14 protein-coding genes and 1 pseudogene are annotated in these 19923 nt (G+C 76.5%); 2 read left to right on the forward strand and 13 right to left on the reverse strand.

Features of this window, described 5'->3' with window-relative positions; translation table 11 throughout:
* Positions 1 to 68: 68 nt before the first annotated feature.
* Positions 69 to 674, forward strand: a pseudogene (locus tag D7294_RS09640) (alpha/beta fold hydrolase); the annotation flags it as partial.
* A gap of 275 nt (positions 675 to 949) precedes the next feature.
* Positions 950 to 1804 carry a FadR/GntR family transcriptional regulator gene (locus tag D7294_RS09645; protein WP_206619487.1) on the forward strand — a complete coding sequence of 285 codons (855 nt, stop codon included), beginning with the start codon at positions 950 to 952 and terminating at the stop codon, positions 1802 to 1804.
* A gap of 54 nt (positions 1805 to 1858) precedes the next feature.
* On the opposite strand, the gene D7294_RS09650 is transcribed toward D7294_RS09645, so the two are convergent.
* The 13 genes from D7294_RS09650 to D7294_RS09705 all read right to left on the reverse strand — a co-directional run bounded on the left by D7294_RS09650 (position 1859) and on the right by D7294_RS09705 (position 19579).
* The gene (locus D7294_RS09650) at positions 1859 to 2554 is read right to left on the reverse strand and encodes a hypothetical protein (RefSeq protein ID WP_241562228.1); all 696 of its coding nucleotides are present in this window, start codon (positions 2552 to 2554) and stop codon (positions 1859 to 1861) included.
* 130 nt (positions 2555 to 2684) lie between these two features.
* Positions 2685 to 7253, reverse strand: coding sequence for a DUF6531 domain-containing protein (locus tag D7294_RS09655; protein ID WP_147450800.1), 4569 nt, complete (start codon positions 7251 to 7253; stop codon positions 2685 to 2687).
* 266 nt (positions 7254 to 7519) lie between these two features.
* Positions 7520 to 10609 carry an adenylate/guanylate cyclase domain-containing protein gene (locus D7294_RS09660; protein ID WP_147450801.1) on the reverse strand — a complete coding sequence of 1030 codons (3090 nt, stop codon included), beginning with the start codon at positions 10607 to 10609 and terminating at the stop codon, positions 7520 to 7522.
* Positions 10606 to 10800 carry an aroma-sacti cluster domain-containing protein gene (locus D7294_RS09665; RefSeq protein ID WP_120677635.1) on the reverse strand — a complete coding sequence of 65 codons (195 nt, stop codon included), beginning with the start codon at positions 10798 to 10800 and terminating at the stop codon, positions 10606 to 10608. Before D7294_RS09665 ends, D7294_RS09660 begins: the two co-directional genes overlap by 4 nt.
* Positions 10797 to 11444 carry an iron-containing redox enzyme family protein gene (locus D7294_RS09670; protein ID WP_147450802.1) on the reverse strand — a complete coding sequence of 216 codons (648 nt, stop codon included), beginning with the start codon at positions 11442 to 11444 and terminating at the stop codon, positions 10797 to 10799. Before D7294_RS09670 ends, D7294_RS09665 begins: the two co-directional genes overlap by 4 nt.
* Positions 11441 to 12436, reverse strand: coding sequence for a radical SAM protein (locus tag D7294_RS33680; protein ID WP_158674593.1), 996 nt, complete (start codon positions 12434 to 12436; stop codon positions 11441 to 11443). Before D7294_RS33680 ends, D7294_RS09670 begins: the two co-directional genes overlap by 4 nt.
* Entirely contained in the window at positions 12433 to 13575 is a 1143-nt protein-coding gene (locus tag D7294_RS31860) for a radical SAM family protein (protein ID WP_158674594.1), read from the reverse strand. Before D7294_RS31860 ends, D7294_RS33680 begins: the two co-directional genes overlap by 4 nt.
* Complete coding sequence (locus D7294_RS09680; protein ID WP_120677641.1) at positions 13572 to 14156, reverse strand: GAF domain-containing protein; 585 nt, start codon at positions 14154 to 14156, stop codon at positions 13572 to 13574. Before D7294_RS09680 ends, D7294_RS31860 begins: the two co-directional genes overlap by 4 nt.
* On the reverse strand, positions 14153 to 14983 hold the full coding sequence (locus D7294_RS09685; protein WP_120677643.1) for a S8 family serine peptidase: 831 nt from the start codon (positions 14981 to 14983) through the stop codon (positions 14153 to 14155). The genes D7294_RS09680 and D7294_RS09685 overlap by 4 nt, the downstream gene beginning before the upstream one ends.
* Before the next feature lie 3 nt (positions 14984 to 14986).
* Positions 14987 to 16339 carry a radical SAM/SPASM domain-containing protein gene (locus D7294_RS09690; protein ID WP_120677645.1) on the reverse strand — a complete coding sequence of 451 codons (1353 nt, stop codon included), beginning with the start codon at positions 16337 to 16339 and terminating at the stop codon, positions 14987 to 14989.
* Positions 16336 to 17190 carry a hypothetical protein gene (locus D7294_RS09695; protein WP_120677647.1) on the reverse strand — a complete coding sequence of 285 codons (855 nt, stop codon included), beginning with the start codon at positions 17188 to 17190 and terminating at the stop codon, positions 16336 to 16338. The genes D7294_RS09690 and D7294_RS09695 overlap by 4 nt, the downstream gene beginning before the upstream one ends.
* A complete protein-coding gene (locus D7294_RS09700; protein WP_158674595.1) occupies positions 17187 to 18596 on the reverse strand; it encodes an MFS transporter in 1410 nt (469 codons plus the stop codon). The genes D7294_RS09695 and D7294_RS09700 overlap by 4 nt, the downstream gene beginning before the upstream one ends.
* A complete protein-coding gene (locus tag D7294_RS09705; RefSeq protein WP_120677651.1) occupies positions 18593 to 19579 on the reverse strand; it encodes a JmjC domain-containing protein in 987 nt (328 codons plus the stop codon). The genes D7294_RS09700 and D7294_RS09705 overlap by 4 nt, the downstream gene beginning before the upstream one ends.
* Between the last annotated feature and the right edge of the window lie 344 nt (positions 19580 to 19923).

The following is a 19923-nucleotide window of genomic DNA, read 5'->3' on the forward strand; positions in this document are numbered from 1 at the left end:
TGGCCTACGAGGACTACGGCGAGGGCGAGCCGATCGTCTTCGTCGCCAGCGCGATGCTCAATGCGGACATGTGGGAATACCAGATTCCCTCCTTCGCCGAGCGCGGCCACCGCTGCATCGCCTTCGACCGCAGGGGCCACGGCAGGTCGGACCGCCCGTCCACCGGCTACGACATGGATTCCACCGCCGACGACCTGGCCGCGCTGCTCGACCACCTCGACCTGACCGGGGTCACCCTCGTCGGGCACTCGCTCGGCGGCGCGGAGATCGTCCGCTGCCTCGCCCGCCACGGCTCGCGGCGGGTGGCGAGGGCCGTGCTGATCTCCGCGATGCTGCCCTTCCTCAAGCAGACCGAGGACAATCCGCTCGGCGTGCCCGAGGCCGCCTTCGAGGCGCAGCAGGCGGCGATCCGGGCGGACCGGCCCCGGTGGATGCGCCGGCAGGCGCAGGCGTTCTTCGCCACGCACCTGGGCACCCCGGTCGGCGAGGGGCAGATCGCGCTCACGGTCGCCCAGTGCCTGAGCACCTCGATCTGGGCGACCCTCGCCTGCCAGCGCGCCGTGTTCCACACCGACAACCGGGAGGCCGTGCGCGGCGTGGACGTGCCGGCGCTCGTGGTGCACGGGGCCGCGGACTTCTCGGCGCCCGTGGCGGCGACCGGGCGGCGGACGGCCGAACTGCTGCCGGGCTGCGTGTACAAGGAGTACCCGACGGGCGGGCACGGCATCTACGCCAGCCACACGAGGAGCTCAACGCGGACATCCTCGCGTTCCTCAAGGGCTGAGCCCGGCCCGGCGGCGGGCAGCCCCCGCGCCCGCCAGCATACGTATGTCATCATACGAATGCTGTCAGTTCCTCCGACTGGCTACAGTTCTCGCACAGGGGAACGCTCAGCGGAGGCCCCCGCGGGCACGCCGAGGGCCACACAGCCGACGCCGGAGGGGATGCGATGGGACGGTCAGACACCGGGGCCGCAGGAGAGGCACAGGACGCGCCGGCCACGGGCGCCGCCGGGATGCCGGGGGCCGCCGGCGGGAAGCGGCCCGCGGCGGCGCTGCCCACCTTTCCCAGGCGACCGGCGCGGCTGGCCCACGCCGTGGTCGAGGTGCTGGTGGACCGCATCGCCGGCGGCGATTTCCCGCCCGGCTCCTCGCTCCCCACCGAGCCGGAGCTGTGCGAGCGCTTCGGCGTCAGCCGCACCACCATCCGCGAGGCGGTCAAGAGCCTGGAGGCCAAGGGGCTGGCCAGGGCGCGCCAGGGCTCCGGCACCACGGTGACCGCCACGGACAGCTGGAACCTGCTCGATCCCGTGGTGCTCGCCGCCGCCGTCCGGCACGACGACGAGCTGGTCATCCTCGACCAGCTCGTCGGGGTCCGCTCCGCCCTGGAGTCGCAGATGGCCGGCCAGGCCGCGGCCCACGCCACCGAGGAGGAGCTGCGCGGCTTCGAGGAGACCCTGGCGCTGCTGGAGCGGCAGACCGCGACGCCGGAGCTGTTCACCGAGACCGACGTGGAACTGCACGAGCGGATCATGACCGCCTCGGGCAACACCCTGGGCCGTTCCATCGTCAGGATCGTGCACGCCCAGGCGCGCAAGACGACCCTCTACACCGGGATGCCGGACGAGGCGGGCTGCCGGGCCGCCAACGAGGAGCACCGGCGCGTGGTGGAACTCCTGCGCGCCCGCGACGCCGAGGGCGCCGCCCGGGCGATGACCTCGCACATCGAGGAGGCGTGGGGCCGCCGTCGCGCCCCGGCCGCCGCCGGCCGCGGAACGCCGAAGCCCCCGCCGCCCGGCGCCTGAACCCACGGGCCCCGGCGGGCGATCGGGCCCGCGCGCCACCCGGCCGTGGCGCCCTCACACGCCCCAGAGGTTCGGGTGCGGCCGGGCGGCCGGGTCCTGCGACCAGGCCAGCCGGGCCTCCACCTGCGGGCCGAGCAGGGCGCGCAACCGGTCCACGGCCCAGGCGTTCCAGTAGACCGCGACCGGGAACTGGGGCAGCCGGAAGGCCGGCAGCTCCACGGGAAGGGCGTCGGGGCGGAACACCGCGCGCTCGATCTCGCCCGTGGGCGGCCGGGGCGCGGAGGAACGCGCCGGGTCCAGGCAGTCGACGACCTTCTCGACCACGTACACCACGTGATCGAGCTCCGCGGCGTCCCCGGGCTTCCGTGGGCCCGCGCCCCGCACCCGGCGCACGGGAACGAGGCGGCCGGCCGAGAGCAGCTCCTCCCGCAGCAGCCCGGCGACGCGGGCGCTGAGCACGGGGGCGTCGGGGTAGCTGCTGGCGAACTCGGAGGCGGGCCAGTGCTCTTCCCCCACCCACTCGGCGCCGAAGACCTCGGGGATCTCGCCGGCGCCGGTGAACTCCCAGCGTTTGAGCCGGACGAGCGAGTCGTCCAGGCGCAGGGTCCTGAAGTCGCCGAGCGAGGCCAGCAGCCGGTAGGTGGCGAGCGGGGCGCGCGGTGCGCCTGGCGGCGGGGCGGCGGCCCCATCGGTGCCGGTACGGGTGACGGTGGGGGCGTGTGGGCTGTCGCCGTGGGGGTCGCGGGTCATGTCCTTCTGGTCCGTGTTCCTGTCGGTCGGTGCGGGCGCTGCCGCCCGGCGGTTCGGGTGGGTGGCCGGCGCGGTGCATTCCGGGGGGTGGCGGGGGAGCGGGCCCGTGGCGGGCCAGGACCCGCCGGGGTCAGGGCCCGGTCCAGAACGCGTTCGCCCGGGGGCGGCCGGTACGCAATTCTTGCTGGATCTGGCGCCCGATGCGGCGCAGTTCGCTCCGCAGGTCCTGCCGGATGGCGGCGTTGGTGTAGTTGAGGGCGACCCGGTTGGCGACGAAGTTCTGCAGATGCTGGTCCAGGCGGTTGAGGTAGGCGGTGCGGTGGGTGAAGTTGTGCGGGCGCGGGTGGCGCAGCACGATGCCGTTGGCCGCCTCGTTGATGTCGACCCCGTACCGCCGCAGCAGGTTCCTGGTGCTGGCGGCGTTCCCCAGCCTGAGGTTGCCGGGCACGATGTGGGCCGCGGCGTGGCCCGGGCGCACCGGGCGGCCGTCCCTGCGCAGGGCCGACCGCAGCCGCCTGGCGTTCTGCGCGCAGGTCAGCAGGCCGAGGTAGTCGATCCACCGCAGCGGGTTCAGCACGTAGCGCAGCGGGTTGGGCCCCGCGTCGATCCCCACCGGGTCCGGGCTGAGGTAGGCGGCGGTGGCGGGGTCGTAGTGCCGCAGGCAGTTGTAGTGCAGCCCGGTCTCCCGGTCCTCGTACTGCCCGGGGAAGCGCAGCGGGGTGTACGCCGTGGCGCCCGCGGCGCGGCCGGTCAGCCCCCACAGCGTGGCCTCGGCGCGCCAGGCGACCTCCCCGTCCTCGCCGACCAGCTCCGTCGGCGTGCCGACGAGGTCGCCGACGATGGCGAAGAACCGCTCGTCCACGACCTCCTGCGGCGCGTCGGCCAGGGTCGTGCGTTCGAGCTGGGCCAGCGGCCTGGTGTCCTCCCGCTCCCAGGTGACGGTGACCTGCTCGCGGCCGCCGGGGGCCGTGGTCGTCTGCTCCACGAGGTGCGGCCCGTCCCAGGCGAACCTGGTCTCCTCGGCGACGCCCTGCCCGCCGGGGCCGAGGCGCTGCTTGGCCACCCGCCGCCCCAGCGGGTCGTAGCGGTAGCGCCAGCGGGTGCCGTCGGGCGTGGTGACCGCGGTCAGCCGGTCCTCGCCGTCCCACTCGAAGCGCCAGACGTCGGGCTTCCGCGACAGCCGCTTCCTGCGGCGCACCACCACCCGGCCCGCCGCGTCGTACTCGTAGGTCACGGCCCCGGCCCGGGTGACGCGGTTGCCGCTGAGGGCCCGGTCGCCCCTGGCCTCGGGCAGCGGGTGCCGGTCGGGCCAGTCGGCCCGGGTCTGGTTGCCCGCCGCGTCGTAGGCGTAGCTCTCCCGCCACCCCTCGGCGCGCACCGCGGTGACCCGGCCCTCTTGGTCGAGGCCGAAGCTGCGGCGGCCGCCGGCCAGGTCCTCGACCGCGGTGGGGCTGCCGTCGGCGCGGTAGGTCCAGGAGCGGCGGGCCAGGGTCCGCCCCCGCGCGGTCAGCGTCTGGGCGGTGAGGCGGTGTTCGCCGTCCCAGGAGTGGCTGAGGACCGGCCCTTCCCGGCCGATCCCGGTGGTGGTCTCGCGGCCCGCGGCGTCGTGGGCGAAGGTGAGGCGGTGCCCTTCCGCGGTGAGCAGGGTGCGGTTCCCCGCCGCGTCCCAGGCGTAGGAGGAGGCGACCCGCCCGGGGGTGGTGCGCCGGGTCGGCCGCCCCAGCGCGTCGTAGGCGAAGCTCACGGTCCGGCCGTCCACGGCCTCGGCCAGGACCCGGCCCAGCGGGTCGTAGCGGCAGGTCAGCGTGGCGTCGGGGCCGGCCGCGCGCAGCAGGCGACCCGCCGCGTCCACCTCGTACGTGGTGCTGCGGCCGTCCACGGTCTTCCCGATCTGGTTGCCCACGCTGTCGTAGCGGAAGGACACCGTCTGGCCGGCCGCGTTCGTCCGGGAGACCAGGCGCCCGGCCGCGTCGTGGGCGTAGCGGTGGGCGTGGCCGTCGAAGTCGGACTCGAAGACCAGGCGGCCGGCGGCGTCGTAGGCGTAGTCCCAGCTCCGGCCGCCGGGGCCGGTGACCCGGGTCAGGCGCAGCTCGGTGTCGTGGGTGAAGGTGTAGCCGGACTCGCCCGGGCCGGTGCGCCCGGCGAGCATCCCGAAGGGGGAGTAGGCGAAGCGGGTCACCCGGCCGAGGGGATCGGTGTGGGAGAGGCAGTTGTCCTCGCCGTCCCAGGTCCACTCCTCGGTGGCGCCCTCGGGGGTCGTCCTGCTCGCCGGGTGGCCCTCGGGCGTCCAGGTGTAGCGGGTGGTGCCGCCGAGCGGGTCGGTGACGGCGGTGGTCCTGCCGTGGGCGTCGTAGCAGAAGCGGGTGACGCCGCCCAGCGGGTCGGTGGCCGAGGTGGGCCGTCCCGCCGCGTCGTTGGTGAAGACGAACCTCCCGCCCTCGGCGTCCACCAGCGTGCGCAGGGCGCCGGTCGCCTCGCGGGTGAAGGTGGTCGTGGTCCCGTCGGGGGCCGTCACCGACAGGCAGTTGCCCCGCTCGTCCCACTCCTGCCGCCACACCGCCCCGTCGTGCGCGGTCAGTTCCACGGGGAGGCCGAGCGCGTTGTGCCTGGCCAGGGACGCGGTGCCGTCGGGGAGCCGGACGGCGGCGAGGCAGCCCGCGGCGTCCCACTCCATGCGGACGGTGTGGCCCAGGGCGTCGGTGAGGGACAGCAGCCGGTCGTAGCGGTCCCAGGTGCGGTGCACCCGGTGGCCGAGCGGGTCGGTCTCGGTCACCAGCCGGTAGCAGTCGTCGAACTCGTAGACCGTGGTGTGGCCGAGCGAGTCGGTGAACCGGGTGCGGCGCATCCCGGCCGCGCCGCCCTCGCCCGCCCGCCCCGCTGCCCTGCCGCCCTCCTCGTAGGCGACCCGGCTGTTCAGGAAGCCGCCGGTGCCCTCGGTGGCCACGCACCGGCCCTCCGCGTCGTAGACGTACCGGTACCGGTCGCCGTTGCGGTCCTCCCAGCCGGTGAGGCGGTGGGCGGCGTCGTACTCCAGCAGCTGCGGGCGGTCCGCGGAGTCGTACAGCGCCGCCAGGTTGCCCTGCGCGTCGTAGCCGTAGCGCAGCAGGACGGGTTGCTCCGGGTCGCTCAGCAGGCGCAGTTCGGTGATCCGGCCGCCCTCGGTGGCCAGGCCCAGCACGTAACCCCCGTCGTGCGCCAGCGCGGTGGGCTCGCCGCCCGGGCCGTACTCGACGCGGATGCGGTTGCCGTTGCGGTCGGTGAGCGCCGCCAGGGGGAGTTCGCCGCCGCGGCGTCCCGGCACCGGCGCGAAGTGCAGCGTGTGGCCGGTTTCCGGCTGGTGCACGGTCAGCGGGGAGCCCGGCTCGCCGTCCCAGGACAGGCCCCAGCGCGGGCCCTCCACGGGCAGCACCGGCTCCCCGGCCTGCGGGCGCGGATAGTCGAGCACCATCCCGTCCTCGGTGACGAAGCGCAGCCCCGCCTCGTCGAGCACCAGCCGCTGGTCGAGCGTGGAGGCCCAGGAGGGGCCGAACCAGGTGCCTTCCCGCAGGCTCGACCGGTGGTGGCGCCTGAGCACGAGGGGCAGCACGCCCGGCAGTTCGACGTCGACGGCGTCCAGCACGACCTCGCCGGTGGCCATGTCGATCGGGTCGGTGCGGCACACCAGGGTGTCGCCGCCGCGGCCGAGGCGGCGGATGCTCTGGCCGAGCCCGCGGATGCCGCCGCGCAGGCCGCGCAGCCCGGTGGCGGCCGCCGCCCGGATGCCGCGGGCCAGGCCGCCGAGGGTCGTGAGGCCCCTCATGCCGGGGATGCAGCCGAGCGCGGCGAAGGCGACGTCGAGCAGCGAGGCGTCGCCGCGGGCGAACTTCACCAGGGTGTCGGCCAGCACGACGACGGCGGCGGCGAGCACGACCAGCGCCAGCGGCCCGCCGATGATCAGGGCGATCACGCCGAGCACGGCCACCACGACCTTGCAGACGGCCACCAGGGTGTCCCAGGCGTCGGACAGCCAGCGGCCCAGGTTTTCCCAGAAGGAGCGGTTGTGGATGCCGGCGTCGGAGGCGGCGTCGATGTCGCGGGCGCAGATCCGGGCCGCCTCCTCGCGCATCTCCAGTGCGTCCTGCGCGAGTTGCCGCGCGGCGGCGAGCCGGTCCTCGGCGGCGTGGACCTGGGACTGTGCGGCGGCCGCGGCCTCCTGGGCGGCGGCGTGGTCCCGGGTGGCCGCCCTGACCTGTGCCTCGTCCGGGGGCGGGGCGTCCTGCCCGCCGCCCTCACTCAGGCGCGAGGCGGCCTCGGCGGCCCGGCCGACCCAGTCCTCCGCCTCGCCCAGCCTGCCGCGGGCGCTCGTGAGCTCGCCCTGCGCGGCGATGGCGCGTTCCAGCGCCCGGTCGGCCATGCCCTGGGCGGTGAGGAGCTTCGGCCAGTAGGTGTGCAGCGCCTGGGCGCACAGGTCGTAGGAGACCTGCAGCTTCGTCAGGTTGCCCGGCACGGTGTCGAACTCGGCGCGGAACGTCTCCGCCGCCAGGCCGGCCCAGTCGAGGACCGCGCGGTCGGAGGCCATGCCGCGGATCTTCCCCAGGGCCTCGCCGACGTCGTCCGCGAAGGACTGCAGCGACTCCGCGAGCTCCCTGACGCGCTCGGGGTCGCCGGGCGCCGGATCGGAGTCCATGTCCACCGGGCTCCAGTCGGACGCGCGCACCACCGCGGCCACCCCCCCTGCCTCGCGCGCGCCCTCGTGGCGCGCCTACGCCCCTGCACACTCGGTATTCGTGGGGCTACCCAGGGAGGCGGGTGCGGCAGGCTCCGCGGAGAGGGCGCACGGCCGCGCCTGGGGGGCGCACGATAACTGCCATGCGCCCCCCAGGGCGCTGGGGCCGCCCGGGGCACTCGCAGCGCTCGGGCCGCTCGGGCCGCGTGGGCCACGGGGGTGCGCGCCGGGCGCCCCGGCCCCGCCGCCGGGGCGCGCCCTCACCGTCCGGGACGCTCGCGGAGCCGCCGCGCCTCCGCGACGGCCTCCCGGGCGCGGGCCGCGCGGCCGGTGTCGCCCAGCCGCCTGGCCACGCGCAGGCAGCCCAGCAGCGGCAGCAGCCGCACCCCGCTGCCGCGCAGCCGGGAGATCTCGCCGAACGCCGCGTCCAGCCGCGCCGCGGCCCGACCGGGATCGGCCGCGGTCAGCGCGGCCACCTGCGCCGTGAGCACCCGCGTCTCCCAGCTCTCCGGCCCCCCGGGCGCCGGGGGCGGCGGCCCCAGGGGGCGCAGGACGTAGGCGCGCAGCGCGCAGTGGGCGGCGGTGCGCCGCTCGCCGACCGCCTCGTAGACCTCCGCCGCCCGGCGGGCCAGGCTCGCCGCCTCCGCGGCGTCGCCCGCGAGTTCGGCCGCGTGGGCGGCGAATTCCAGCGCCCCGGCCCGCCCCCGCTCGTGGCCCATCTCCTCGAACACCTCGCGGGCGGCGCCCAGCATGGCGCGCGCCGCCGCCGGCTCGCCCGCGAGCTGGTGCAGCACGGCGGCCGAGCAGCTGACCACCGCGTGCAGCAGGGGCGCGTCGGCCACCTCCGCGCGCAGGGCGAGGCAGCGGGCGAGCGCGGCCGGCACCGGGGTGTCGCCGTACAGCAGGAAGAGCGAGAGGTTGCCGTAGATCTCCGCGGTGCCCAGGCCCGCGCCGAAGCGCCGCATGCGCCGGTAGGCGGATTCGAGGAGCGCCTCGGCCCGCGGGTAGTCGCCCGCCCTGGCCGCCCGCAGCCCGTCCCAGGTCTCCAGCCTGGCCACCGCCGTCGGGTCGCCGCCCTGCTGCCGCGCCAGCTCCCGCAGCCGCGGGTCCTCCCGCCCGGCGAGCACGGCCCCGGTCACCAGCAGGTGCAGCCGCGCCGAGGCGTTGCCCGGCAGCTCCGAGACCTCGGCCACCCGCGCCAGCGCCTCCGCGGTCCTGCCGACGGCGGCCAAGGCGTACGCGTGCGGCGCGGCCACCTCCAGGCCCAGCGCCCCCTCGGCGCCGCCCCCCTGCGCGGCCAGCTCCCCGGCCCGTTCGCACAGGTCGACGGCGCGGCCCACCTCCGAGCGCGCGAGGGCCTGGCGGGCGGCCGCGGCCAGGGTGCGCACCGCGAGCCTGGTCGCCGACGCGTCCCGTTCCGAACCCGGGTCGAACTCCCGCCAGTACCGCTGCCCCTTCACCGCGTGCAGCACGGCCAGGTCGAGCACCTCGGGCTCCTCGCCGACCGCACGCCGCAGGCGCTCGGCGAGCGCGACGTGGACGGCGGCCCGGTCGCCCAGCACCATCTGTGCGTAGGCCACCTCGGCGGCCACCCGGTTGCCGAGCAGCCCCGCCGCCTCCAGCTCCTCGAGGGCGGCGTGGAACTCCTGCTCCGGCAGGTCGCACACCGCGTCCAGGTCCCCGGGGGCCAGCGCCTGGCCCGCCGCCCCCACGCAGGCAAGGACGTGCCGGGCCGGGGCGCTCAGCGGCTCGATGCGCGCGCCGAGCGCCGCCTCGGCCGAGGGCGCCACCTCGTCCACGATGCCCTCGCCCGCGAGGGCCGCAAGCTGTTCGAGGAACAGGGGGTTGCCCCGGCCGCGGCGCACCAGATGGTCGGTGTGGTCGGTGTGGTCGGTGTGGTCGGCACGGCCGGTGCGGTCGGTGTGGTCGGTGTGGCCGGCGGGCCCGTCGGCCGAGTGCAGCGCCAGGTCCCCGCCGAGGGCGTCGAGCAGCGCCCGCGCGTCCGCCTCCCCGAGCGGCGGCACCCGGAAGTCCCGGGCCGCCGCGAAGCCGGGCGGCTCCGGCCAGCCGGCGTCCCGCCCGGCGAGCACGAACACGACCGGCCCGGTGCCGCCCCTGGCGGGTTCGAGCAGCAGGCGGAACGCGGGCGAGGCGTAGGGGAAGTCGTCGACCAGCACCACCACGGGCCCCTGGGTGCGGCTGGTCTCGGCCAGGCCGCGCCTGACGCCCCACGCCAGCTCCCCGACCGAGGGAATCGTGGGAATCGAGGCAACCGGGGGGTGCGGGGAAGCGGGACTCCCGCCGCGCCGCGGCCCGCGCGCCCCCGCCAGTTCCCTGCGCAGCCGCTCCAGCCGCAGCGCCTCGTGCTCCCGGTCGCCCGGGCCGCAGGCCACGCGCAGCACCCGCGCCGCCGTGCCGTCCGCCGCGAGCCGGTCCGCCAGCCGGTCCAGCACGCGCGACTTCCCGCTGCCCAGCTCCCCGCGCACGGTCAGGACGGTGACCTCGGGGCGCCGCAGGGCGGCGGCCACCTCCTCGCCCAGGCCCGCGAGCAGCCAGGACTGGTTGACGAACGTGCCCCCGCGGTCCCCGGGCGCCCGCCCCGGCGCGGCCCGCCAGGCACGCAGCGGCCGGTCGAAGCCCTTGGCCGCCACCGGGGGCACCGCCTGGCAGGCCACCCGGTCGCGCACCAGCAGCCAGGTGCGGACGTCGAGCAGCACCCCGTCGGGCGGGGCCGCGGCCTGCAGCCTGGCCGCCCGGTTCATCACCGCCCCGATGGCGAAGGAGGAGTCGCGGTCCGTGGTGACCGCGCGGCCCGAGGCCAGCCCGAACCTGACGGACAGCCGCACCCCGTACCGGCCCGGGTCCCCCGCCGGGTGCCTGGCCCGGCCGCCCTGCGGCAGGCCGGCGTCCCCCGCCGCACGCCCGTCATACCGGCCGCCCGCGCCGCCCCCGCCGCCCGTTCCGTCCGGGGCGCCCGCGCCGCCCTGCCGTGCCAGCCGGGCCAGCGCCGCGAAGGCGCCCTCGACCGCGGAGACGGCGTCCTCCTCGCCGGCCGAGTCGGCGCCGAACACCCCGACGACGGCATCCCCGATGAACTTCTCCAGACGGCCGCCCGCCGCGCTCAGCGCCGCGGAGACCTCGGCGAAGTAGCCGGCGAGTATGCCGTGCCACACCTGCGGGTCCAGCCGGTCCGCCAGCCGCGTGGAGCCCGCGATGTCGCAGAACGCGACGGTGACCAGGCGCAGCCTCGACGGCTCGGGCGGCTGCGTCAGACTGCCGCCGCAGCGCATGCAGAACATCGCCACCGCGGGGTTCGCCGCGTGGCACGAGCCGCACTCCAGCTCGGTCACCACACGACGCCACCCCCCTCCAGGCTGTGTCCCTCCACGTCGCCCGCGGCGTCGTCGAGCTTCCGCCTGATCCGGGCGAGCACCCGGATCTCCTCGTCGGTCAGCGAGTCGAGCGCAGCCAGCTGGTCGTCGCCGAGTGCCTCAAGATCGAGATCGAGGCCGAGGCGCGCCAGACGGGACCGGTCGGTCACGGTGATGCCTCCAGTTCCGTTCGCAGTGCGGAGAACAGCTCCACCAGCCCCTCGGCGGTCGCCAGGGCGCCGGCGGTCAGCACGCGCCGCCCGCGCTCCCCCGCGGGCGGCCGCGCCAGCAGCGCCTCCAGGGCGGCCCTGCGGCCGGCCGGCGGCGCGACGTGCCCGGTCAGGGTGCGGAACGCGCCCGGCGGCAGGCCCGTCTGCCGCGCGAGCGCCGCGGCCAGGGTGCGTCCCGGCCGGTGCCGTTCGAGCAGCGCGATGTGCCCGAGCAGCGCCACGGGGTGGGCGTGCCGCAGGTAGTAGTGCTGCGCGCCCACCAGCCTGGCCGTGGCCGGGCACGGGACCCGTTCGGCCAGCGTCCCGGGGTCGCCGCCGGCCGCCGCGTAGTCCGCGGCCACCCAGGAGCCGTGGCCCCGTTCCTCGTCGAGCTGCCCGGCGAACCAGGCGGCGAGCCCCGCCTCGCCGAGGCAGGCGCTGCGTTCCGCGGCCTCCTCGAGCAGCCCCGTGGTGGCCCGGGTCAGGTCGTGGGTGGTGGCCAGCCAGAGACGGTAGGCGGCGGGCGTGACCACCGCGCGCCACATCGGGCCCGCCGCCCGCGCCAGGCCGGGGGCGAGCAGGTCGAGGAGCGCCGGCACGCTCATGGACGCGCCGCCGGGGTGCCGAGCGTGGCCAGGCGGCGCAGGGAGGCCAGCGCCTCCGGGTCCCGCGCCGCCCGCCGCTGCGCCAGCCAGCACGGTTCGCACACCGAGCCGTACCGGCCCTCGACCACCGTGGAGAGCCCCACCGGGCCCGCGGCGCCCATCAGCCGCAGCACCGGGTCGGCGCGGAAGGCGCGCAGCGCCTCGCGCAGCCCGGCCGCGTCGGACACGCGGCGGCGCAGCGCGGCGGGCCCCCCGCCGGTGAGCACCGTCTCGTTGCAGCAGGCGGTCACCAGGCCGTCGTAGCGCACGGTGGGGGCGTGCAGCAGGGCGCAGGGCGCGAATGCGCCGAGTGGGCGGCGTGGTGGGCGCCGCGGGAACAGCCGCGCCCCCCGCCCCGCGGGCAGCGGTGGCACGAGGCTGTGCTCGGCCGCGGGGTGGGGCAGCGGCGGCGGGGCCCCCTCGGGGCCGGCGAGGGTCTGCACCACCAGGTGGCACCCGGCCGCGACGACGGCCCGCGCCGCCCGCGCCGCCGTGTCCCCCTCCGCCTCGCCCCCCGGTCCCACCCCGGCCGCCGCCCGCCCGCCGTCGAGCGCGGCGGCGTGGAAGGCGTCGGTGCTCAGGTAGACGGTCCCGGTCAGCTCCAGCACCCCGCGCACCCAGGCGGGCACCGCGGAGCGCGCCCAGAAGCCGCTGGTGAAGACGAGGACCGCGGTGCCCGCGGCGTGCAGGCGCCGCACCGCGTACGTCAGCCCGCGCCGTTCCGCGAACGGCTCGCCGCCGGTGATCGCGACCGCCTGGAGCCCGGGCAGTTCGGCGAGGGCGTCCACCAGCCTCGTGAAGAGGTCCCAGTCGCGGATCGTGGGCCCGCCGGGCAGCGAGTCCACCGAGCAGTGCGCGCAGCCGACCGGGCAGCGGTCCGTCAGGAAGAGCGCCACGGTGGCGCCGGGCGTGCGCCGCAGCCGCGTCGCCTCGGCGTGGGTCAGCCGCCTCACGGGCCCTCCCAGCCGAGTTCGACCGCGTCCCGGAAATGCCCCGCGCCCCAGCGGGCCGCCAGGTCGCGGGGCCTGGTCCGGCCGAGCAGCGTCTCGACGGCCGTGGCGAAGGCGGGGGAGACGCCGGGGGCCCCGGTGAGCGCGACGCAGGTGCCGCAGTAGTCCGCGCAGCCCGCGGCGCCCGCGCGCCGCGCGGCCTCCAGGGGGCCCAGCGCGCGCACCGCCCGCAGCACCGGGTCGCCGAGCGCCCGCCGCCGCAGCTCGCCCCAGCCGTCGCGGGCGGCGTGCCCGAGCACCAGGTGCGGCGGGCGGTGGCGGCGCGCCAGGCTCTGCCGGGAGCAGGCGAACACGGTGCCGTCCGTGTCCACCAGCGGCCACAGCGCGAACTCGCACGGGTCGGCCCCGCCCGCCCCTGCCGCGCCACCGGCCAGGGCAACGGCCCCGGCCGCCCCCGCGGCGCTTCCCGGGGCGACTCCGCCGCCGTTTCCCCGGTCGTCTCCCGCGGTGGGCGCCGCGGCGGCGTGGCCGGTGGCCCCGGCGAGGGCCGCGGCCCGGCCGGTGGGCTGGAGGCGGGTGACCAGCGCGGGCACCCGCCGCCCGAACCGCCGCCGCAACTCGGCGAGCACCGCCGCCGGATAGCCGTCCTCCGCCGCGGTGAGGTGCACGCTCACCGCGGGCACCAGGTCGAGCAGGCGGCCGAGCGCGTCCAGCACGTCCGCCCGCGGCACCTGCCGCTCGTGGAAGGCGTCCATGCTCGCCGAGAAGTGGTCCAGGCCGGCGCACGCCTGCCGCACGCGCGCCGGCAGCCGCCCGCCGCGGGCGAAGTACATGCCGCTGAGCACCGCGGAGGTGGCCCCCACCGCCCGGGCGCGCGCGGCCAGTTCGGCGACCAGCGCGGGCCGCAGCAGCGGCTCCCCGCCCGACATCCACAGCAGCTCGGGCCGCTCGTCGCGGCGGAAGGTGCCCGCCAGCCGCAGGAAGGGCGCCGCGTCCCCCTGCGGGGCGCCGGGCCAGGAGCCGGTCGCGCAGTGGGCGCAGCTCAGCGGGCAGCGGTCGGTGAGCGCCAGCAGCAGCCCGGCCGCGGGGCGGGTCCGCAGTCGCAGCACGTCGGCCAGATGCACCTGCCTCGCCCCCCTCACGCCAGCAGCTTGACCATGGCGTTCACCAGGTCCTGCGCGGCGGCCTCCTTCTCCGGGCCCAACTGGTCGAGCAGCGCGGCCAGCTGGGACACCGCGCCGCGCGGCGCCGCGCGGCGCGCCCTGGCCCTGCGGTCGGCGAGCAGCAGCGCCAGCGCGGCGCAGCTCTGGTTGGCCAGCTCGGTCAGCAGGTCGATCGCGGAGATCTCCCCGACGCCCTCGAGCCGCGGATCGAGCACTTCGAGCACCCCGAGGACGTCCCCCTGGTGCTCGATCGGCGCGGCCAGGATCGTGTCGGGGACCAGCCCGGTCCCGGCCGCGAACTCCCGGTTGAACCGCTCGTCCGTGGCGACCCCCCGCACCACCAGCGGCTCCCCGGTGTTGGCGACCCAGCCGGCGATGCCGGAATCGGACGGAATGGCGACGCCGAGCAGCCGGTCCTCGCCCGGGCCCGAGGAGGCCTCGAAGACCAGGGCCTGCCGCTCGTGGTCGTACAGGCACACGGAGGCCGCGGCGGCGGCGAAGGACAGCCGCGCCAGCCGCACCGTCGACCGCAGAATCTCGTCGTGCGTGCTCAGGTTCATCCTCGGCTCCTCACCTGTCGGCCCTCGACGTTGTCCGCGACGGCGGCGAGCACCTGCCGCAACTGGGGCGTGCGGAACCGGGGATGGCGCTCCAGAATCCGCGCGCACAGGCCCGCCACGTGCGGGGTCGCGAAGCTGTTCCCCGACACGACCTTGGTGCCCCCGGCGGGCCAGGGCACCTCCACGTTGACGCCGGGGCCGAAGACGTCCACCGGGGGACTCGGGTTCAGCTCGACGTACTCCGGGTCGGCCACGGCGTGCGAGCCGACGGAGATCACCGAGGGAAAGCGCCAGGGATAGCTGATCACCGGGCTGTTGTGGGCCGCGGAGACCAGGGTCACGCCCGCGAAGTACGCCCGGTCGGCCAGGTCGTGCAGCCGCTCCTTCAGCGGCTGCTTGCGGGTGGACAGGCTCATGTTGACCAGGGGAAAGCCCCGGTCGACCGCCCATTCGAGGGCCGCGAGCATCGCCTCCCCGCTGCCCCTGAGGTTCCTGGTGAGCACCCGCACGCTGGTGATCTCGCAGCCGGGCGCCACCCGGTGGAGTATCCCGGCGCAGGCCGTGCCGTGCCCGGCGACGTCCCCGGCCGTGTCGGGCACCACGGACCACGGCCCCTCCGGCTCCGCCTGGGCGGCGGCGAACAGCGCCACCCCCCTGCCGACCAGCGGATGGGTGGCGTCCACCCCGCTGTCGATGACGCACACCCGCACGCCGCGCCCGGTCGCCTCCCCCCACGCCCAGGCCCGGTCCACCGCCTGCGGCAGCGGCACGACCCCGGGCGGGACGGTGGCGCCCGTCGAGGTGTGGGCGAACCGCACGGTGCGCACGGCTCACCCCGCGCCCACGGGCACCAGGCCCAGGTCCGCGGCGGCCGCGTCCATCCGCTCCGCCCAGTTGAACCTGACGCTGGGACAGGGCATGTGCCCGGCGCGCCACAGCTTCGGGCAGCCCCCGCCGCACACCGGCAGCAGCGGGCAGCGCCCGCACTGCTGGCTGCCGTCCCCCACCTGCTCGTACCAGTCGTCGAACTCCCCCCGCGGGCGCGGCGCGGCGCCCGTCAGCTGGTCCACCGTGGCCACCACGCCCTCGCGCGCCGCCCCCGGCACCAGCGGGTGCTCGGAGCAGGAGTACACCCGCCCGGCCGGGTCCAGGATCTCCCGCCGCGTCGAGGTGGCCACACACGTCGTCCGCTTCACCACGTTCGGCATCGTGGGGAAGCCGAGCCCCAGCGCCCTGGCCAGCCGCAGCCACCCGGCCTCGCGCTCCGCGTACCGCCGCGCCCCGATCTCCACCGCGGACACGTCGTTGCCCCAGGAGTGCACGGGCATGGGGTGGACCTCGACCTGCGGGCTCGCCAGGCCGAAGCAGGCCAGGTCGGCCAGCAGGTCGGGGACGTGCTCCTCGTTCTCCTCGTCGACGTTGATCCTGATGCCCACGCGCAGCCCGGGCACGGTGCCCTCGCGCACGGCCCTGGCCAGCACGCCCACGGTGCGGTGGAAGCTGCCGCGGCCGTTGCGCTTCAGGCGCCGCCTGTCGTGCACCTCCTGCGGCCCGTCGAGCGTCACCTCGAGCGCCTCCACCCGCAGCTCGTGGTGCAGTTCGCGCAGGGTGCGGTCGGTCAGCAGGCTGCCGTTGGTGACCAGCCTGGCCCGGTAGCGCGTGCCGTGCTGTGCGGCGGCGGCGAGGAAGCGGCCGGTCATCTCCCGCACGACGCGCAGCGCCAGCAGCGGCTCCCCGCCGAACCAGGTGACGACGACCTCCTCGGTGGCCGGGTCGGCGAGCAGCGCCTCGACCCGGGCGGCCACCCGGTCCACCCGCGCGCGGTCCACCGGCGCCTTGAAGTGCTCCTGGCCGCAGTAGCCGCAGGCCATGTTGCAGTAGCTGGTCGGCATCACGGTGACCGCCCGCGAGCCCGCGGCGTCCGAACCCTCCCGGTAGGCGCCGAGCACCGCCGCCAGTTCGTCCTCCGCCTCGTCCACCACGGCCTGCCGGGCGGCGAGTTCGCGCAGCCGCTCCTCGCCGAGGCCGCCGAGTTCGCCGCCCGCCAGGCGGGCGGCGGTCTCCGCGTCGAGCGCGAACAGCCGCGCCTGCCGCGTCGAGTACGCCATCCGCACCCGGCGGCCCGCCCCGTCCCGGTACTCCCGCTCGCCGAGCAGGAGATACCGGCTGCGCACCCAGCTCATGACCACTCTCCAGACGCCGATATCAGGTCGATGCACAGGTCGGCCGCGGCCTCGCCTGGGGCCTGCCCGCGCGGAACGGTCAGCCGCAGCGCCACGCCCCGCCGCACCTCGTTGACCGGCCCGGGGGCGGCCGAGTAGCCGCCGCCGAGCCGGCGCGCGCCGAACCTGAGGGCGCTGGCGGCGTGCGCCAGGTGCGTGTGCACCGCCCGGCGCAGGAAGTGGCGCAGCACGGGGTCGGGGCACTCGACCGCGGTGGCCCTGCCCGCCTCGACGGTGACGGCGACCGGCCGGCCGGCCAGGCGCGCGTCCCAGGCCGTGGGGCGGTTCACGGCGAGCGCCCCGTCGGCGAGGAACACCCCCTCGGCGTGGGCGAGCGGGGCCTCGGCGGCGCCGGCCGGGCTGGTGGGCGCGGCCGGGGCGGTCGCGCACCGCAGTTCGTGCCCGCCGCCGCGGACCAGCAGTTCCGGCCGCAGTCCCGCGATCAGCCCGGCGACCTCGGCCGCGGTGTCCTCCTCCGGCTGCCACAGGTCGAGCGGGGAGAGCTCCTCGGTGCCGGCCAGCTGCGTCGCTCCCTCGGGCAGCCGCAGCGTCGCGTCGTGCAGCACCAGCACCGCGGTGCCCGGCTCCGCGGCGGCCCGGGCGGCGCGCTCCACGGCCCAGGGGCGGGCCGGGCCGAGGGCGCGCACCCGGGAGGGCAGGCCGTATGCCCTGGCGTACGCGCTCAGCCAGGCGGCCTCGGCCGGCCGGTGCGGCGCGAAGAGGATCGTCAGGCGGCCGGCTCCCCGGCCCAGGGCCGCCCGCAGCAGGCCGTGCGCCGCCGCCCGCCGGCGCTCGCCGGCCGCGGCGCTCACGAGGCGCCCTCCGCGGCGGCCACCTTCTCCGCGGCCGGTTCCCCGGCCGCGGTGCGCGACAGGGGCCGGATCGCCAGCAGGCCCGCGGCCGCCATCAGCAGTGCGCTGAATCCGAAGACGGTGTCGATCCGCCCGAAGTGCACCCCGAGGAATGTTCCGTCCAGGTCCCGCAGCGCGGTACTCGCGAGAAAGCCCGTGACGGACATCGACAGAATGGACGCGAGATACGTGGCGGGGTTCAGAACGGCGTTGACCCGGCCCAGCAGGTGCCGCGGAGTCGCGTGCAGAACGAGGGGGCCGACGACCACGTTCACCACCGCGACGGAAATGCTCGCGAGCGCGAGGAAGGCGAGTGCGGCCCACAGCGCGGACTGCCGCGAATAGAACAGGACGGCCACTCCGGTGAGAAGGATTCCGAGTGCGAAGACGCGGGTCTCGCCGAATTTTCTGGCGAGGGTCGCGGCGAGCAGTGAACCGAGAATGCTGCCCACCCCGAAGGCGGCGTTCAGGGTGCCGAGCCAGCTCGCCTCCGTGTGCAGATTGTCGGTGACGAAGAAGACGTTCAGCACGTTCAGCGCTCCCACGCCGAACGTGTAAACGAAGACCGTGCCGACGACGACAAGAAGTGTTCGGTTCCGAACGAAAAAGCGCAGTCCTTCGACGAATTCGGGCCAGAACGCGGACTCCCCGCCCGCGCCGTCCCCCTCGCCGTCCCCCTCGCCGACCCGCTCGCCGTCCCCCGCACCGCCCGCCGTGCCCTCCGCCGCGCCCTCCGTCCCGGTGCCCGGCATGCGGATCATGCGGATCGCCGCGTAGGACACCAGGAAGGAGGCGACGTTGATCAGCAGCGCCCACTCCTCGCCCGTGGAGAAGAGCAGCGGCGCGGCCAGCGGCGGCCCGACGATGGCCGCGGTGCCCGAGGTCGCCGTGAGCAGCCCGAACGCCCGGGTGTGGTGCCCGGCCGGCACGACCTGCGCGATCAGCGAGAACCTGGCCGGGTTGAAGAAGCGGGAGGCCGAGCTGGACAGCGCGACCATCGCGTAGATCAGGGCGATCTGCACCCACACCGGCCAGTCGCCGCCGGCCAGCGGGATCACCAGCAGCACCGCGACGAAGGCGGCCCGCAGCAGGTCGGTGACCATCATGACCCGCCGGTGGTCCCACCGGTCCACGTACACCCCGGCCACCGGCCCGACCAGCAGCACCGGCACGGCCGCCGCGATCAGCACCCCGCTCACCGCCGCCGGCGCCCAGGACTCGCCCGCCGCCACCGTCGTGCCGATCCACAGCAGAACGGTGGTGTTGAACACGTAGTCGCCGACGACCGAGACGGCCTGGCTGAACCACAGCCGCTGCCATTCCCGGCTGCGCCACAGCGACGCCCCGGTCTCCACGGCGGCGCTCACCGGGGGCCTCCCGCGCCGCTCACCACGCCGTTTGCCCGGCCCTTCGCCGCGTCCTTCGCCGGGCCGTTCGCCTGCGCCGCCTGGCCGTTCACCGCGTCGAGCAGGGCGCCGGGCGTGCCGGCCGCCGGCCGCAGCGCCCCGGCCAGCGCGGCGAACCCGCCCGAGGCGGCCAGCTCCTCCAGGCAGGCCGCGAAGGCGGCGCCGCGCTCGGGCAGCAGCCGGGCCGCGTCCACGCCCGCGAAGGCCGGCGGCAGGGCCTCGCGCAGCTCCTCGCGCCGCTCGGCCGCCAGGTCGAGCGCCTTGCGCAGCACATACGCCCAGGTCACCGGGCGTAGCGCGAGCGACAGATGCAGCGAGGGCGCGTCCTGGGCCGTGGCGGCGTGCACGAAGCCACGCGGCAGGTACAGGCAGTCCCCCACCCGCAGCGTGGCCTCAAGCACCGTCCCCTCCTCCGCCACGCCGGGGCCCGACTCACGCAGCGGCCAGCGCCGCGACGGCCGGCTCACCCGCCAGTGCTTCGCCCCGGAAAGCTGCCGCACGAACACGCTGGCCGTGTCGTGGTGCGGCGCCACGCCCGGATGCCCGGCCGGGGTGAGGAAGGCCGAGCAGTAGGTGTCGTAACCGGTGGCCGCGGACACGGAGTCGGCGAAGGCCGCCACCTGCGGCAGGTGCGACTTGAGGTCCTCGAGGATCAGCGTCGCCCCCTCCCGCACCCGCCTGGCCACCTTCGCCCCGTCCGCCACGCGCGCGGTGGAGGAGCGTCCGTAGCGGCCGGGCGCGGCGAGCGCCACCGGCGGAACCGGCCGGCCGTCCACGACCAGCCGCACGGACGGCAGCGGAAAACCCCGGGCCAGCAACGCGTCGACGCTTTCCAGGGAGAGCACGTCGCGTAAGTCGTCGAGGCCGGTGCTGAGAACGGGATTTCGCTCCCACGCGGATTCAAGGATCTTGATGTCCTCGACGAGGCGGAGCATGCAGTCCATAGCCCTCCCTTGAGGGTCCGACCACGATCTCGCGGGTATCGCGGGTAGAGTACGCCCGCCCCCGGGGGCCAGCAAGCATTGACAGTGTCGATCGGCTGTGCAACCCGTGTGTGCGCCACGCGCGCGCGGAAAACCGGAACCCGAAACCCCAACCGTCCCCGGGAATCGGGGAATCGGGGAGAGCAGGGGAAGCAGGGGAATACGGGAAAGCCGGGATTGCGCCGCCCCGTCGACGCCGCGGAGCGGGCCGGAATCATGAGCCGCGGCAGGCTTGACAGCCCCCCGGGGAGGCGGGAATCTGTGCTGTGCCGCGTCTCTGGAAGCGGCGCTCTTCATGTGACGCG

It is taken from the genome of Streptomyces hoynatensis (assembly GCF_003626535.1).
Lineage (GTDB): Bacteria > Actinomycetota > Actinomycetes > Streptomycetales > Streptomycetaceae > Streptomyces > Streptomyces hoynatensis.